The organism is Streptomyces sp. NPDC032822, from assembly GCF_055578825.1.
In genome coordinates this window covers 316422-329492 of sequence record NZ_JBVIOL010000006.1, presented here as the reverse complement: position 1 = coordinate 329492, position 13071 = coordinate 316422, and the positions used below count along the sequence as shown (strand labels likewise).

Annotated in this window: 15 protein-coding genes; 11 read left to right on the top strand and 4 right to left on the bottom strand. The window is 71.7% G+C overall.

Translation table 11 applies throughout. The annotated features are described in order from the left end of the window. The first annotated feature begins 9 nt into the window (after positions 1–9). The 3 genes from ACZ5VD_RS19560 (at position 10) to ACZ5VD_RS19550 (ending at position 4457) form a co-directional block, all read left to right on the top strand. Complete coding sequence (locus ACZ5VD_RS19560) at positions 10–1128, top strand: LLM class flavin-dependent oxidoreductase (RefSeq protein WP_468549048.1); 1119 nt, start codon at positions 10–12, stop codon at positions 1126–1128. 120 nt (positions 1129–1248) lie between these two features. Continuing rightward, positions 1249–2979: an N-acyl-D-amino-acid deacylase family protein gene (locus ACZ5VD_RS19555; protein WP_468682793.1), complete on the top strand. Its 1731-nt coding sequence runs from the start codon at positions 1249–1251 to the stop codon at positions 2977–2979. Between the two features lie 26 nt (positions 2980–3005). Next, positions 3006–4457, top strand: coding sequence for an aldehyde dehydrogenase family protein (locus ACZ5VD_RS19550; protein WP_468549046.1), 1452 nt, complete (start codon positions 3006–3008; stop codon positions 4455–4457). Positions 4458–4575: 118 nt separating this feature from the next. On the opposite strand, the gene ACZ5VD_RS19545 is transcribed toward ACZ5VD_RS19550, so the two are convergent. Next, on the bottom strand, positions 4576–4968 hold the full coding sequence (locus tag ACZ5VD_RS19545; protein ID WP_468549045.1) for a nitroreductase/quinone reductase family protein: 393 nt from the start codon (positions 4966–4968) through the stop codon (positions 4576–4578). A gap of 117 nt (positions 4969–5085) precedes the next feature. On the opposite strand from ACZ5VD_RS19545, the gene ACZ5VD_RS19540 reads away from it, so the two are divergent. After that, positions 5086–5526 (top strand): hypothetical protein, encoded by a 441-nt coding sequence (locus ACZ5VD_RS19540; RefSeq protein WP_468682792.1) that lies wholly within the window; start codon positions 5086–5088, stop codon positions 5524–5526. Positions 5527–5541: 15 nt separating this feature from the next. Here ACZ5VD_RS19540 and ACZ5VD_RS19535 read toward each other — a convergent pair whose 3' ends face one another. After that, positions 5542–5877 (bottom strand): hypothetical protein, encoded by a 336-nt coding sequence (locus ACZ5VD_RS19535; RefSeq protein WP_468682791.1) that lies wholly within the window; start codon positions 5875–5877, stop codon positions 5542–5544. Between the two features lie 11 nt (positions 5878–5888). Then, positions 5889–6083, bottom strand: a complete 195-nt coding sequence (locus ACZ5VD_RS19530) for a DUF397 domain-containing protein (RefSeq protein WP_468549042.1) — start codon at positions 6081–6083, stop codon at positions 5889–5891. 270 nt (positions 6084–6353) lie between these two features. Here ACZ5VD_RS19530 and ACZ5VD_RS19525 point away from each other — a divergent pair, with 270 nt between their 5' ends. The 6 genes from ACZ5VD_RS19525 to ACZ5VD_RS19500 all read left to right on the top strand — a co-directional run bounded on the left by ACZ5VD_RS19525 (position 6354) and on the right by ACZ5VD_RS19500 (position 10417). Then, positions 6354–7181, top strand: a complete 828-nt coding sequence (locus ACZ5VD_RS19525; protein WP_468682790.1) for an endonuclease/exonuclease/phosphatase family protein — start codon at positions 6354–6356, stop codon at positions 7179–7181. Positions 7182–7402: 221 nt separating this feature from the next. Continuing rightward, positions 7403–8854, top strand: a complete 1452-nt coding sequence (locus ACZ5VD_RS19520) for a peptidoglycan-binding protein (RefSeq protein WP_468682789.1) — start codon at positions 7403–7405, stop codon at positions 8852–8854. A gap of 9 nt (positions 8855–8863) precedes the next feature. Beyond that, positions 8864–8992, top strand: coding sequence for a hypothetical protein (locus ACZ5VD_RS19515; RefSeq protein ID WP_468682788.1), 129 nt, complete (start codon positions 8864–8866; stop codon positions 8990–8992). Positions 8993–9032: 40 nt separating this feature from the next. Next, positions 9033–9425, top strand: a complete 393-nt coding sequence (locus ACZ5VD_RS19510) for a type VII secretion target (protein WP_468549039.1) — start codon at positions 9033–9035, stop codon at positions 9423–9425. Between the two features lie 19 nt (positions 9426–9444). After that, positions 9445–9978 (top strand): protease inhibitor I42 family protein, encoded by a 534-nt coding sequence (locus ACZ5VD_RS19505; RefSeq protein WP_468682787.1) that lies wholly within the window; start codon positions 9445–9447, stop codon positions 9976–9978. A 13-nt stretch (positions 9979–9991) separates the two neighbouring features. Then, positions 9992–10417: a hypothetical protein gene (locus tag ACZ5VD_RS19500; RefSeq protein WP_468549037.1), complete on the top strand. Its 426-nt coding sequence runs from the start codon at positions 9992–9994 to the stop codon at positions 10415–10417. Between the two features lie 6 nt (positions 10418–10423). Here ACZ5VD_RS19500 and ACZ5VD_RS19495 read toward each other — a convergent pair whose 3' ends face one another. Further along, on the bottom strand, positions 10424–11956 hold the full coding sequence (locus tag ACZ5VD_RS19495) for a CehA/McbA family metallohydrolase (protein WP_468549036.1): 1533 nt from the start codon (positions 11954–11956) through the stop codon (positions 10424–10426). A 143-nt stretch (positions 11957–12099) separates the two neighbouring features. Here ACZ5VD_RS19495 and ACZ5VD_RS19490 point away from each other — a divergent pair, with 143 nt between their 5' ends. Then, on the top strand, positions 12100–12945 hold the full coding sequence (locus ACZ5VD_RS19490; protein ID WP_468682786.1) for an LLM class F420-dependent oxidoreductase: 846 nt from the start codon (positions 12100–12102) through the stop codon (positions 12943–12945). The last annotated feature ends 126 nt before the right edge of the window (positions 12946–13071 follow it).

The following is a 13071-nucleotide window of genomic DNA, read 5'->3' as shown; positions in this document are numbered from 1 at the left end:
TGAACCTCCTTGGAATTCGGGCTCTTTGTACAGGGATATGTGGGCAAGCGCGCCGAGACCGACCCGCTGGCCGAGCACAAGGCGCTGATGGAGGAGACCGAGTACGTCATCCAGGCGGACAAGTCCGGCTTCAAGTACGCCTGGGCCTCCGAGCACCACTTCCTGGAGGAGTACTCGCACCTCTCCGCCAACGACGTCTTCCTCGGCTACCTCGCGCACGCCACCGAGCGGATCCACCTCGGCTCCGGCATCTTCAACCCGCTCGCCCAGGTCAACCACCCGGTGAAGGTCGCCGAGAAGGTCGCCATGCTCGACCATCTCACCGAGAACCGCTTCGAGTTCGGCAGCGGGCGGGGCGCCGGATCCCACGAGATCCTCGGGTTCATACCGGGCGTGACCGACATGAACTACACCAAGGAGATCTGGGAAGAGACCATCGCCGAGTTCCCCAAGATGTGGCTCCAGGACGAGTACGTCGGGTTCCAGGGCAAGCACTGGCAGCTCCCCCCGAGGAAGATCCTGCCGAAGCCGTACGGGAAGTCCCACCCCGCCATGTGGTACGCCGCCGGCTCGCCGCCCTCGTACGCCATGGCAGCGAAGAAGGGCCTCGGGGTCCTCGGCTTCAGCGTGCAGAAGGTCTCCGACATGGAGTGGGTCCTTGAGCAGTACAAGACCGCGGTCGTGGACGCCGAGCCCATCGGGGACTTCGTCAACGACAACGTGATGGTGACGACGACGGCGATCTGCGCGCCCACGCACGACGAGGCGATCCAGGTCGCCGTGAACGGGGGACTGCACTACCTGCCCTCGCTGGTGTTCCGGTACCACGACACGTTCCCTCGCCCCGAGGGGTTCCCGGTGTGGCCGGAGACGCTGCCCGAGTACAACGCCGAGTTCGTCGAGCTCCTCATCGAGGAGGAGTTGCTGATCTGCGGGGATCCCGACGAGGTGGTCCGGCAGTGCAAGCGGTGGGAGCAGGCCGGGGCGGACCAGTTGAGCTTCGGGTTGCCGGTGGGGGTGCCCAAGGAGGAGACGTTGCAGACGATCCGGTTGATCGGGGAGCACGTGATTCCGAAGATCGACACGGATCCCGTCCACCGGACGTCCCGGTTCCGAGCCGCCACGTAGTCGCCGTCGCGGGGTGCGGGTTCGTCGTGGCTTGTCGCGCCCACGCGGCGGAGCCGCACAGTGACACGGCCCCGCGCCCCTAGGCAGGTGCACCGGGCCGGAGTTCGAGGAGGGAACCCCATGCTTGATCACGTCATCAGAGGCGCGACCGTCGTGGACGGGACCGGCGCGCCCTCGTACACCGCCGACCTCGGCATCCGTGACGGCCGTATCGCCGTCATCGGTACCGTCACCGAGGAGGCCCGCAGCACCGAGGACGCGCACGGCCTCGTCCTCACCCCCGGTTTCGTCGATCCGCACACGCACTACGACGCCCAGCTCTTCTGGGACCCCTACGCGACGCCCTCCCTCAACCACGGGGTGACGACCGTGGCCGCCGGGAACTGCGGATTCACGCTCGCGCCGCTGAACCCGGAGCGCCCCTCGGACGCCGACTACACCCGGCGGATGATGTCGAAGGTGGAGGGGATGTCGCTGGTGGCGTTGGAGGAGGGGGCGCCCTGGAGCTGGAGTTCGTTCGGCGAGTACCTGGACGCGCTGGAGGGACGGATCGCCGTCAACGCGGGCTTCATGGTGGGGCATTGTGCGCTGCGACGGTATGTGATGGGGGCGGAGGCCGTCGGCGGGCAGCCGAGCGAGGAGCAACTCGCCCAGATGCTCCGGCTGTTCCACGAGGCGATGGACGCCGGCGCCTGGGGCTTGTCCACCACCCAGTCGTCCACCCACTCCGACGGCGACGGACAGCCCGTCGCCTCCCGGCACGCGCGCCCCGCCGAACTGCTGGCCCTGTCGAAGGCGGTCGGGGAACACGAGGGCACCCAGATCGAGGCGATCGTCGCGGGCTGCCTCGACCAGTTCAGCGACGCCGAGATCGACCTGTTCGTGGAGATGAGCGCGGCGGCCGGACGCCCCCTGAACTGGAACGTCCTGACCATCGACGCGTCCGTCCCCGAGCGGGTGCCCCGGCAGTTGCTCGCGAGTGAACAGGCGCGCAAGGCGGGCGGCAGGGTGGTGGCGCTGACCATGCCGATCCTCACGCCGATGAACATGTCCCTGGGCACGTTCTGCGCCCTGAACCTCATCCCCGGGTGGGGCCCGATCCTCGGCCTGCCCGTCCCGGAGCGGCTCGCGAAACTGCGCGACCCGGAGGTACGGGCCCAGATGCTGGAGCGGGCCGGCTCCAAGGAGGCGGGCGTCTTCCGGCGGCTGGCCAACTTCGGGCGGTACGTCATCGGCGACACGTACAGCGAGACGAACCGGGGCCTGAGCGGACGGGTCGTGCGGGACATCGCGGCGGAACGCGGACAGGAGCCGTTCGAGTGCCTGGTCGAGATCTGCGCGGCCGACGACCTGCGGACGGTCCTGTGGCCCATGCCCACCGACAACGACCCGGCGTCCTGGGCCCTGCGCGCCGAGACCTGGCAGCACGAGGACGTCCTGCTCGGCGGGTCGGACGCCGGCGCGCACCTGGACCGGATGTGCGGAGCCCCGTACACCACCCGCTTCCTCGGCGACTGTCTGCGCGGGCGGAAGCTGGCCGGTCTGGAGCAGGCCGTGAAGATGCTGACCGACGACCCGGCGCGGCTCTTCGGGCTGCGCGAACGGGGCCGGATCCAGGAGGGCTTCCATGCGGACCTCGTCCTCTTCGACCCGGAGCGGATCGAGGCGGGCACGGCCACCCTGGTGCACGACCTGCCGGGTGACAGCCCCCGCCTGGACTCCAAGGCGATCGGGATCCGGGCCGTGTGGGTCAACGGCGTCGAGGCGATCCGGGACGACGTGGTGAGCGGGGCCGTACCGGGGAAGGTGCTGCGCTCGGGGCAGGACACCCGGACGGTGGCGACCAGGTGACGCGGGAGCGGGCGCCGGAGCGTCAAGTGAGCGAGAGACAAAGGCTGTTCGTCGGAGGGGCGTGGGTCGAACCGGACGGCGGTCACTACGAGGTCGTCGACCCGGCGACCGAGGAGACCGTCGGCCTGGCACCGGAGGCCTCGCGTGATCAGGTGCGCGAGGCCTGCGCCGCGGCCCGCGAGGCCTTCGGGCCGTGGTCGCGTACGGCGCCGGAGGAGCGGGCGGCGATCCTCGGCCGGGCCGCGGACATCATCCGCGACCGCGTCGAGCCGTACACCGTGCTGGCCCGCGCGGAGACCGGCGCGACCACGGCGACCGCGCGGGCCATGCAGGTCGGCGTGGCCGCCGCCCGGTTCCGGCGCTACGCGCGCGTGGAGCCCGCCGAGTGGCCGATCCCGCCGCAGGTCAACGAGGCGGGACCGATGGGCAGGGCGGCGGTGATGGGCGCGCTGGCCGTGCGGCAGCCCGTAGGGGTCGTCACCTGCATCACCTCCTACAACAACCCCTGGGCGAACCCGGCCGGCAAGGTCGCCCCCGCCCTCGCGATGGGCAACACCGTGGTGGTGAAACCCGCCCCGCAGGACCCCCTCTCCGTCTACCGGATGGCCGAGGCGCTGGAGGCGGCCGGAGTGCCGCGCGGCGTCGTGAACGTAGTCTCGGGCCGGTCGGCGGAGGTGGGAGAGGAGTCCGTGGCGTCCCCCGACGTCGACATGGTGAGCTTCACCGGATCGACGACGGTCGGCCAGCGCATCGCCGCCGTCTGCGGCCGGGACATGAAACGCCAGCTGATGGAGCTGGGCGGCAAGGGCACGGCGCTCGTCTTCGACGACGCGGACATCGGCTCCGCGGTGGCCGGCATCGGCACGACCTTCTCCTTCTACAGCGGCCAGATCTGCACGGCACCGACCAGGGTCCTCGCCCAGCGGGGCGTCTACGACCGGCTCGTCGAGCAACTGGCCGGGTACGCCCGCCGGTTGAAGGTGGGCGACCCGGGCGAGCGGGACACGGTCGTCGGCCCGGTCATCTCGGCGGCACACCGGGACCGGGTCGAGTCGTACGTCGAACTAGGCCGGAAGGAAGGCGCGGTGGTGGTGGCGGGCGGCGAACGTCCGCCCCTCGACCGCGGTTTCTATGTCGCCCCCACCCTCCTCGCCGACTGCACCACCGACATGCGGGTGACCCGCGAGGAGATCTTCGGCCCGGTCGTCTCCGTCATCCCCTTCGACGACGAGGAAGAGGGGGTGGAACTCGCCGACGACACCGACTACGGCCTCATCGACTACGTCTGGTCGGCGGACGTGGCCCGCGCCTTCCGGGTGGCGCGTCGACTGCGGGCGGGCGGGGTCGGAGTGAACACCGTCGGACGGAACATGGAGGCGCCGTTCGGCGGGTTCAAACGGAGCGGGGTCGGACGGGACGTGGGGTCGTACGCGCTGCACGCGTACAGCGAGGTGCAGGCGATCGTGTGGCCGGGGTGACGAGGGCGGCCCGCGGCCGGGGGTGAGGACGGCGGACGGTACGGCCGAGGGTGACGGCGAGGGCGAGGGGGGCGGCGGTATCGCCGGAGATGAGGCCGACGTCCCGCCCTCGTGCCGGTCAGCCGTCCAGATCCACCCGTACCGTGAGCAGCCCCGCCCCCATCACCCGCACCGCCGCACTGTTGAGCCGCGGCAGGCCCCGCAGCCGGGCGACCGGGTCGTCGTCGGGGAGCAGATGGGCCGTCCCCTCGTGCCACCGGCCGCGCAGCCGCACCCGGACCCGCGGATCCGCCTTGATGTTCCGCACGTACTGGGACCGCTCGCCGAACTCGGACACCAGCCAGAAGGAGTCCCCCACACGCCGGCCGCCCAGCGGGGTCCGGCGCGGCAGCCCGGAGGTGCGGCCGGTGGTCTCCAGGACGGTGTGGGTGGGGAGGCGGCGCAGGAGCGGGTTGATGGTGCGCTGGAACGCCGTGACCATCCGGTACTTCTGCTCGGAAGGGCGGGACATGGCGGCGGGGCCTCCTGAGTGTGGGAGGTGCTGTGGGGTGGAAGTGCTGTCTCCTCATGGTGCCGCAGTGGGCGGCCCCACGTCCCGGGCGCTCCAGGTCACCCTCGGTACAACGGTGTGCCCCAAAAGGGTGATGCATGCCTTGGACTTCTGCGCACCGTCCTGGCCGGCACCCGGATCTACGGCAGCGGTGACGTCGGCGAGGCCATGGGGATGACGCTCATCCGCCTCCGCCCGGAGGAGGTCTCCCCGGATCCGGGCCTGGAGCCCGAAGAGGAGCAGGCACTCACCGTCCTGCGCGCTCTGACCGACCCCGGCGACGACGAACACCCCTTCCTGGTCGGCTTCCTGATGCGGAGCGACAGCCTGCTGCGCTTGTACGTGCAGTCTCCCGGCGGCGCGGGCGTCATCGGGACCGACATCCGCCTGACCGACGCGTCCACGGCGCTCATCGCCTCGATCCCCGGCCTCATCGAGGAGCGGCAGTACCGCCGGCCCGCCCCGGACGACCCGCACTGCGATCTCCTCGTGGACCTGACCGGCTGGGGCAGGGTTTGACGTCCCGGCCGCCCGCTAGGGAGCGGGCTCGCGCTTCCGGGCGGCGGCGATGACGAGCCCGAGCCCCGCCGCCCCGTACAGCGTGAACAGCGCCCCCTGGCGGTAGAGGCCCTCGCGCTTCAACTCCTGCGCGTATTCCAGCTGTTCGTAGGTGCTCGTGCCGGCCGTGCGGCCTCCGTCGGTGTCGTAGGAGAGCTCGCAGGTGTCGGTCCGGCGCATGGGGCCGGGATGGTCCTCACCGTCCTCCCCCAGCACAAGCCCCGGGCAGTCCGGAATGCCGTACGAGGCCCCGCCCCGCAGCAGACAGAGCGCTCCCCACAGCAGCGGCAGCAGGAACAAGGCGACCAACACGCCCCGGAACCTCACGGATTCAGGTCCCTCGTGGCGGATGCCTTGAGGAGGTCGAGGAGGGTGGCGAAGGCGGCACGGCCGGTGGTGAGGACGGCGCGGGAGGGGTCGGCGCTTTCGGTGAGGTGGACGGTGGTGGGGGTGGATATGTGGACGCAGGCGTCGCCTTCTTGGCAGTAGGACGACTTCTGCCAGAGGGGAGTGGACATCTCGACTCCTTCAGAGGTTCTCGGCGAGAGAACGGATCAGGTCCCGGGAATTCTCCGGGCCGAGGGCCATGGTTGCGACGCTGTCCAGGAGACGCCGGTACCTCTCGGCTCGGAGGGCGTCCGCGTGACCGCGTCCACCGTCACGGGAAGGCAGGACGTCGGCGGTGGGCCCGCCCTCCTTTGTCACGCGAGGGACGCCGGAGCCATGCGTACGGCTGCTTCAATGATGCGCGACGTCGACGCGTCGGAACGCGAGGAACGGGGCTGCGGATGCGGGTCGTGACCTGGAACCTGTGGTGGCGGTTCGGGCCCTGGGAAGCGCGGCAGAAGGCGATCCTCGACGTACTGCGGGGCCTGCGGCCCGATGTCGTCGGGCTCCAGGAGGTGTGGGCCGCGGGCGGGGAGAACCTCGCCGGATGGCTCGCGGACGAACTCGGACTGCACTGGACCTGGGCACCCTCGCACGCCCCCGAGCGCTGGCAGGAGCGCATCGGGGACGACGGCGTCGACATAGGCAACGCGGTGCTGAGCAGATGGCCGGTCGTGGCGAGCGAGGTGCTGCCGTTGCCGGCCCCCGCCGAACTGGACGACGGGCGGCTCGCGTTGTACGCCCGCCTCGGCACGCCCTCCCACGAGATCCCCTTCTTCACCACCCACCTCACCTCACCCCTTCACGCGTCGGACGTCCGCTGCCGCCAGGTCACCGCGCTCGCCGAGTTCGTTGCCCGCCACCACGGCGACACCCCGTTCCCACCCGTCGTCACCGGCGACTTCAACGCCTGGCCGGACTCCGACGAGATCCGCCTCTTCGGCGGCTACCGCACGGCCCCCGCCGTTCCTGGCCAAGTCCTCTTCGACGCCTGGGAGTACGCCGACCCGGCCGCCCCCTCCGCGACCTGGCTCGCCGACAACCCCTATGTCGCGTCCAGCGGTTGGCCGAACGTGCGGATCGACTACGTCCACGTGGGGCGGCCCGGACCCGGCGGGCTCGGCCGGGTGCGGGTGGTGCGGCGGGCGGGCGACGGCCCCGTGGACGGCGTATGGCCCTCGGACCATGCGGCCGTGGTCGCGGACCTCGCCGCCGAGGCGGTCGAGTAGGGGAGCCGGGCGGCGGCCGAGCAGGCACCCGGCAGGCACGTGACCGTTCCCGTCGCGGGGATGCTGTGCGAGGCGTGTGCGAGGCATGTGGTCTCCCGGCGTGTACATGTCCGGACCGTGTTAGCGTCCCGCGGGCATGATCATGTTCAACGCCCCGCAGCGGAGGCCGGGTTGCCGGATTCGGTAGCGCGGGGCCGGAAAACGGGGGAACGGGGCCGGCGATGGCAGGAGTCTTGCGACGGGCGAACGAGTCCGCGACCGAGCGGGCCGAGCGGCTGGCGGGACTGGGCGAACGCATGCTGAAGGCCGGCAGCAAGAACGATCTGCTGGACCTGATCGACCTGGCGTTCTCGGAGCACCCGCCGGAGGGCGAACCGGCCACACTGGAATCGCTGGGCCGGCGGTACCGCGAGCAGCTCGACGAGGTCATGGGCCTGGGCGAACGGGTGGACCGGGTGGCCCGCAAGGGGCTCCCGGAGGTCTGGGTCGGCGACACGAGCGTCCTCGCCCAGGACGCGGTGAGCGCGGTGACGCGGGCGGTGTCGGAGATGGCGGAGGCCTTCGAGGGCGGGTCCCGGGCGCTGATCGTCCTGGCCGACGCGCTCGGCGAGGCCCAGAACCAGGACAGCGAGGGCCGGGGCAAGCTGAAGCAGGCGTTGACGGAGATGGGCGGCGACCGCGAGGGCTTCCTCGACAACCTGCGCGAGAACGACGAGGAGGAGTGGGACCGGAAGAGCGCCGCCCACTTCGCCTCCTACGGCGTCGGCCTGATGCGGAAGGCCGTCCTCGCCGCCGGTGAGGCCCGCCGGGTCGCCGCCCGGGACCTCAACAAGTGGGCCACCGAGGCCCGCGCCGGGAAGCTGGACACCGACGAACTCTCCCCGGTCGACCGGCTGATGCTCGCCGACGCCGGCGGCGTGAACGGCGAGGCCGAGTACAACGAGATCCTCAGCGCCAACGAGCTGGAGCGCTCGGGCCGCGCCCTGGAGAACCTCCCGGAGGACGACCGGGCCCGCATGGAACTGCTCATGGCGGACACCTCCTCCCCGCAGGAGAAGGCGTACCTCATGAAGGCCCTCGCCGCGGGCCGCGGCGTCGACGAGATCGACGAGTTCGCGTACAAGATCCGGGGCAAGGACCCGGCGTGGCTGCAGAGCCACCTCTCGCCGATCACCACCCGGGGCGACAGCCTGGACAACGAGGGCACGAACGCCAACGGGTCCAACGTCAACATCGACGACCAGCTGTTCAACGGCCAGAAATGGGTGCAGGGCGGCGACGGCTCGGAGGGCACCTGCGTGGCCTCCTCCACCGTCACCGCACGCGCCATGGTCGACCCGCTCTACGCCCTCGAACTCACCGGCGGCCCCAGCGGCCAGGAGGACGACCCCGAGGCCTTCAAGCGGCGCCTGGTGGAGGAACAGCACCGGCTGCACACCGAGGGCGACGGCGGCGAGAAGTGGACCGGCATGGGCCCCGAGGGCCAGGAACGCATCGCCGACGACGCCATCGGCGGCGCCACCGGCGACGACTACCGGCGCCACGACATGAACAGCGCCGACGAGCGCAGGCAGGTCCTGGCCGAGGTGGAGAAGGCGGTCGCGGAGGGCAAGCCGGTCCCGGTCGACGTCAAGAGCGACGACGGCGCCCACGCGATGACCATCATCGGCTAGGAGGGCGACATGCTCCAGATCTACAACCCCTGGGGCACCACCACCTGGGTCAGCGAGGACGACTTCGTCAACGGCCACATGGGCAAGGCGTCGAACGGCGAACTCGACGACGCGTACAGCGTGTACGTCCCGGCCTAGGCCCTGCCGGCCCAGGCCCTACGATCAACGGGGGATGACGATGACCACCTCACAGGACACGGCCGCGCCGGACTTCGCCCTGAAGAAGAGCGGCCTCACCGGCCAGGCGAAGGAGCTGAACGGCGCCGGCGACGACGCCGGGAAGATCCGTACCGCGATCGACTCCCGGGCCTGCTACGCGACGGACACCCTGGGCGGCGCCGACTCCGCCGAGGCGTTCAACTCCTACGCCGCGGCCTGGACGGCGGAGGCCCGCACCATCGAGGACGCCCTGCACGAACTCGCCGACAAACTGCGCCTGGCCAAGGGCGCGTACACCGGCAGCGACGTCCTCGTCGAGACCCGGGTCGCGGGCGTGGACGCGGACGACAGCGCCCTGACGACGACGATGCCGACCTTCGCCGAGCGGCCCTCGGTCCTGTCCCAGTACTAGTGCCGAGGGAATGCGCACAGTGAACTCCACCATTCGTACGGCGTCCGTCGCGGTCGCGTTCCTCGCGCTCGCCGCCCTCGTCACGGGGTGCGGGAAGGACACCGCCGACCCGGGTACCGACGAACCCTCCAGCCACCCCACCCAGGACCACAGCATCTCCGCGCAGGTCGGTGAGCGCTTCACCCTCACCGTCGAGGAGAACGCCTCCACCCGCGAGCGCTGGTCCCTGGCCGCCCCCGAGCCCGACACCTCGGTGGTCCGCAGCCGGGGCCACCGGAGCGCGTCGGACTCCGGCGACGAACAGCCGGTGCCCGGCGCGGGCAGCGAACTCACCTTCACCTTCGAGGCCACCGGCAAGGGCAGCACCGAGATCGTGCTGCTGCACTGCACCTTCGCCGCACCCTGCGACGGGGGAGGCGACGGCAACACCCCGGCCACCTCGACCGCTGCCCCTGCCTCCCCTTCCTCTTCTTCCTCCCCTTCCTCCACGGCATCCGCGTCCACCGCCCCGTCCGAGCCCGAGCGGGTCACCTACACCGTCACCGTCAGCTGAGCCGAGGCCCGAGATGAACACGCCCTCCGACGCGTCCCACCCGTCCCACACCGACGACGAACTGGCCGGGTTCGACGTCGACGTCCTGCTGCGTTACGGCCTCACCGCCGACCCCGGCCCCCGCCGCACCGCCCTCTTCGGCGACGGTGCCGCCGCCGCCGCGGTCAGGCTCGACCGGCTCGGCACCCAGCCGCGCTCGGTGGCCTTCCTCGCCGAGGTGGTCCGGGCCGGGGGACTGGCGTACGCCGCCGAGCTGCCCGAGCCGTTGCCGCGCCCCGAGGCGGCCGGGCTCGTCCGCGACTGGCTGGAAACCGCCACGCACCTCGCGGGCGGCGCCCCCGCCGACGAGGCGGCGGCCCGCTGGCTGGGGGCCGTGGCGACGATCATCGAGGTGAAGCACTTGGAGCGGGCACGCACCTCGCGCCCCCCGCGGAACTGACCCGGCCTACGCCCGCCCCAGGAAGATCGGGTTCGTGAACGCCGCCAAGGCCCCCGGCAGCGGCCCCGCCGCCGTCTCGTGCCGCAACTCCGCCCGGACGTACGCCGCGTAGGCAGCCGTCGTACGCCACTCGAAGGTCCCCGCACCCGACACCGGCAGCGGGCCGCCGGTGAACAGGACGCCCTGGTCGGTGACGAGGCGGACCGTGCGGCGCGGGGCGCCGGTGGCCTCGACGCGGATGGTGACCGGGGTGTCGCGGTCGACGTCCAACCGCTCGCCGACGCCCGCGTGTTCGCCGCGCCCACCGGACGCCGTGAAGACGAGGGACACGGTCTTCGACTCGGCGACGTACGAGCGCCCGGCCCGGATGCCCTCCTGGATCGCCTCCCGGGTCAGGTCGTCGGCCAGGACCACCGTCTGGGGGAGCCCGACCGCGTCCGGGTCGCGGTGGGCGTCGCTGCCGCCCATCGCCGGGAGCCAGGTCCGGGCACCGGAGCGCACCCCGGCCACCAGCATCCCGTCCCAGTCCGCCAACGCCACCTCGTCGTCCGGCGTGTACGGCCCGTTCCACACCTCCACCGCGTCCGCCTCGCCGAACCCGAACTTCCAGTTGCAGCCGATGCAGGTGGCGTGCGGGTGGGCCGGGACGACCAGTCCGCCCGCGCGGCGGATCTGCCGGGCGAAGCGGCCGAAGCGGTTGTCGCGGGCCCGGTAGCGCCAGTCGACGAACGTGCCGGGGTCCGTCCCGAGGGCGACCACATGGCCGTTCCTGGTGGTGATCTCCTCGCCGAGCAGCACCAGCAGGTCCTCGCCCGCCACATCGGCCCAATGTGCGTGCGCCGCATGCGTGTTGTGGTCCGAGGAGTTGATGAAGTCCAGGCCGGCCGCGCGGGCCAGCGCCCCGATCTCGGCGGGGGTGCGGCGGCCGTCGGAGTACCAGGAGTGCAGATGGCAGTCCCCGCGGTACCAGGCACGGCCCCGGCCTCTCGCGCGCGGTGGCGGGTACGTCGGCCGGACGACGGCGCCGGGTGCGCCGTAGGTCAGCGTGACCGTGATCTCGTACGACAGTCCCTGCGGGGCGACCGTGTACGGGCCGAGCGCGATGTGCCAGGTGCCCTCCCGCACGGGTCCCGGGAGATAGCCCGGTGTGGCCTCGTCGGCGCGGAGGAAGAACTCGGTGCGGGCGCCTCCCGACCAGCCCCGGAAGCCCTTTCCGCCCAGGTCGGTGCCGTGTTCGTCGAAGATGCCGATGTCGAGGGCGTTGCCGGTGGTGCCGGCCGGGACGGACGGCCGGTCGTAGGTGTACGCGACCCTGATCTCCCGTACCCCGGAAGGGACTTCGACGGGTACGTACACGAAGTCGGGGGAGCCGGTGGGCAGGGTGCCGCGCACCGTCCGCGTCTCCTGGCCGCCGTCCTCGGCGGCGGCGAAGCTCACGCCGGCCGAGGTGAGCGCGGCGGCGGCTCCCGTCACGAAGAGCGCGCGTCTCGCGACGCCGTCGCCGGGGTGGACGTGGTCGTCGTCATGGGCGTCACACATGCCACCACCGTGCCGGACGCGTGTGACCGCCGTGGAAAGAGCGGGGGAATTGGCGCATTCCCTGAACCTGACCGAAGAACCTGACCGAACTGTGCCGACCGGTCGGTATGGACAGATCCGGTGCGGCCCGGTACAGATGGGCCATGCGTATCTCCGTGACGATCTTCCTCACCGACGAGACGATCACCCCGACCCGGCTCGCCCGTGAGCTGGAGCAGCGCGGGTTCGCCGGGCTGTACCTGCCCGAGCACACGCACATCCCCGTCGAGCGGACCACCCCGTACCCGGCCGGAGGCGAGCTGCCGCCCGAGTACGGCCGCACCCTGGACCCCTTCGTGGCGCTCGGCCAGGCCGCCGCGGTCACCGAGCGGCTCGGCCTCGGCACCGGCATCACCCTGGTCGCCCAGCACGACCCCGTCGACCTCGCCAAGCAGATCGCGACGCTGGACCACCTGTCCGGTGGCCGGTTCACCCTCGGCCTCGGCTTCGGCTGGAACGTCGAGGAGGCCGCCGACCACGGCGTCGAGTGGCGTACCCGACGCGAACTGGTCCAGGACCGGATGGCGTTGATGCGCGCCCTGTGGGCGGACGAACCGACCGCGTACGAAGGGGAGTTCGGGAGCGTCCGGGCGAGCTTCGCGTACCCCAAGCCGGTACAGAAGCCGCGCGGCCCGGTGACCGGCCCCCGCACGCTGGTCGGTGGCGCGGCCGGGCCGAAACTGTTCGCACACATCAGCGAGTACGCCGACGGCTGGCTGCCGATCGGCGGACGCGGCCTGACGGAGTCCCTGCCCGTGCTGCGGGCCGCCTGGGCGGACGCGGGCCGCGATCCGGCCGCCCTCCAGTTCGTCCCGTACGCCGTCTTCCCGACCCCCGGCAAACTCGCCCACTACGCCGAGCTGGGCATCGAGGAGGTCGTGGTCCAGCTGCCACCGACGGGGGAGGACGAGGTGCTGCCCTTGCTGGACGAATACGCCCAGTACTCGTAAGCGAGGGGCCACCACCCACCCCAGAGGCGCGGGGCTGTGTCGATCTGCGGCTCCGCCGCGTGGGCGCGACCAGCCACAACAGACCCGCACCCGGTCACGAGCCGCGCCCCTCCCTCACCCCCCGAC

Coding starts and splice junctions, on each gene's coding strand:
- ACZ5VD_RS19555 (WP_468682793.1), top strand. CDS start 1,249: ATGCTTGATCACGTCATCAGAGGCGCGACCGTCGTGGACGGGACCGGC.
- ACZ5VD_RS19545 (WP_468549045.1), bottom strand. CDS start 4,968: ATGTCCCGCCCTTCCGAGCAGAAGTACCGGATGGTCACGGCGTTCCAG.
- ACZ5VD_RS19530 (WP_468549042.1), bottom strand. CDS start 6,083: ATGTCCACTCCCCTCTGGCAGAAGTCGTCCTACTGCCAAGAAGGCGAC.
- ACZ5VD_RS19525 (WP_468682790.1), top strand. CDS start 6,354: ATGCGGGTCGTGACCTGGAACCTGTGGTGGCGGTTCGGGCCCTGGGAA.
- ACZ5VD_RS19520 (WP_468682789.1), top strand. CDS start 7,403: ATGGCAGGAGTCTTGCGACGGGCGAACGAGTCCGCGACCGAGCGGGCC.
- ACZ5VD_RS19515 (WP_468682788.1), top strand. CDS start 8,864: ATGCTCCAGATCTACAACCCCTGGGGCACCACCACCTGGGTCAGCGAG.
- ACZ5VD_RS19510 (WP_468549039.1), top strand. CDS start 9,033: ATGACCACCTCACAGGACACGGCCGCGCCGGACTTCGCCCTGAAGAAG.
- ACZ5VD_RS19500 (WP_468549037.1), top strand. CDS start 9,992: ATGAACACGCCCTCCGACGCGTCCCACCCGTCCCACACCGACGACGAA.
- ACZ5VD_RS19495 (WP_468549036.1), bottom strand. CDS start 11,956: ATGTGTGACGCCCATGACGACGACCACGTCCACCCCGGCGACGGCGTC.
- ACZ5VD_RS19490 (WP_468682786.1), top strand. CDS start 12,100: ATGCGTATCTCCGTGACGATCTTCCTCACCGACGAGACGATCACCCCG.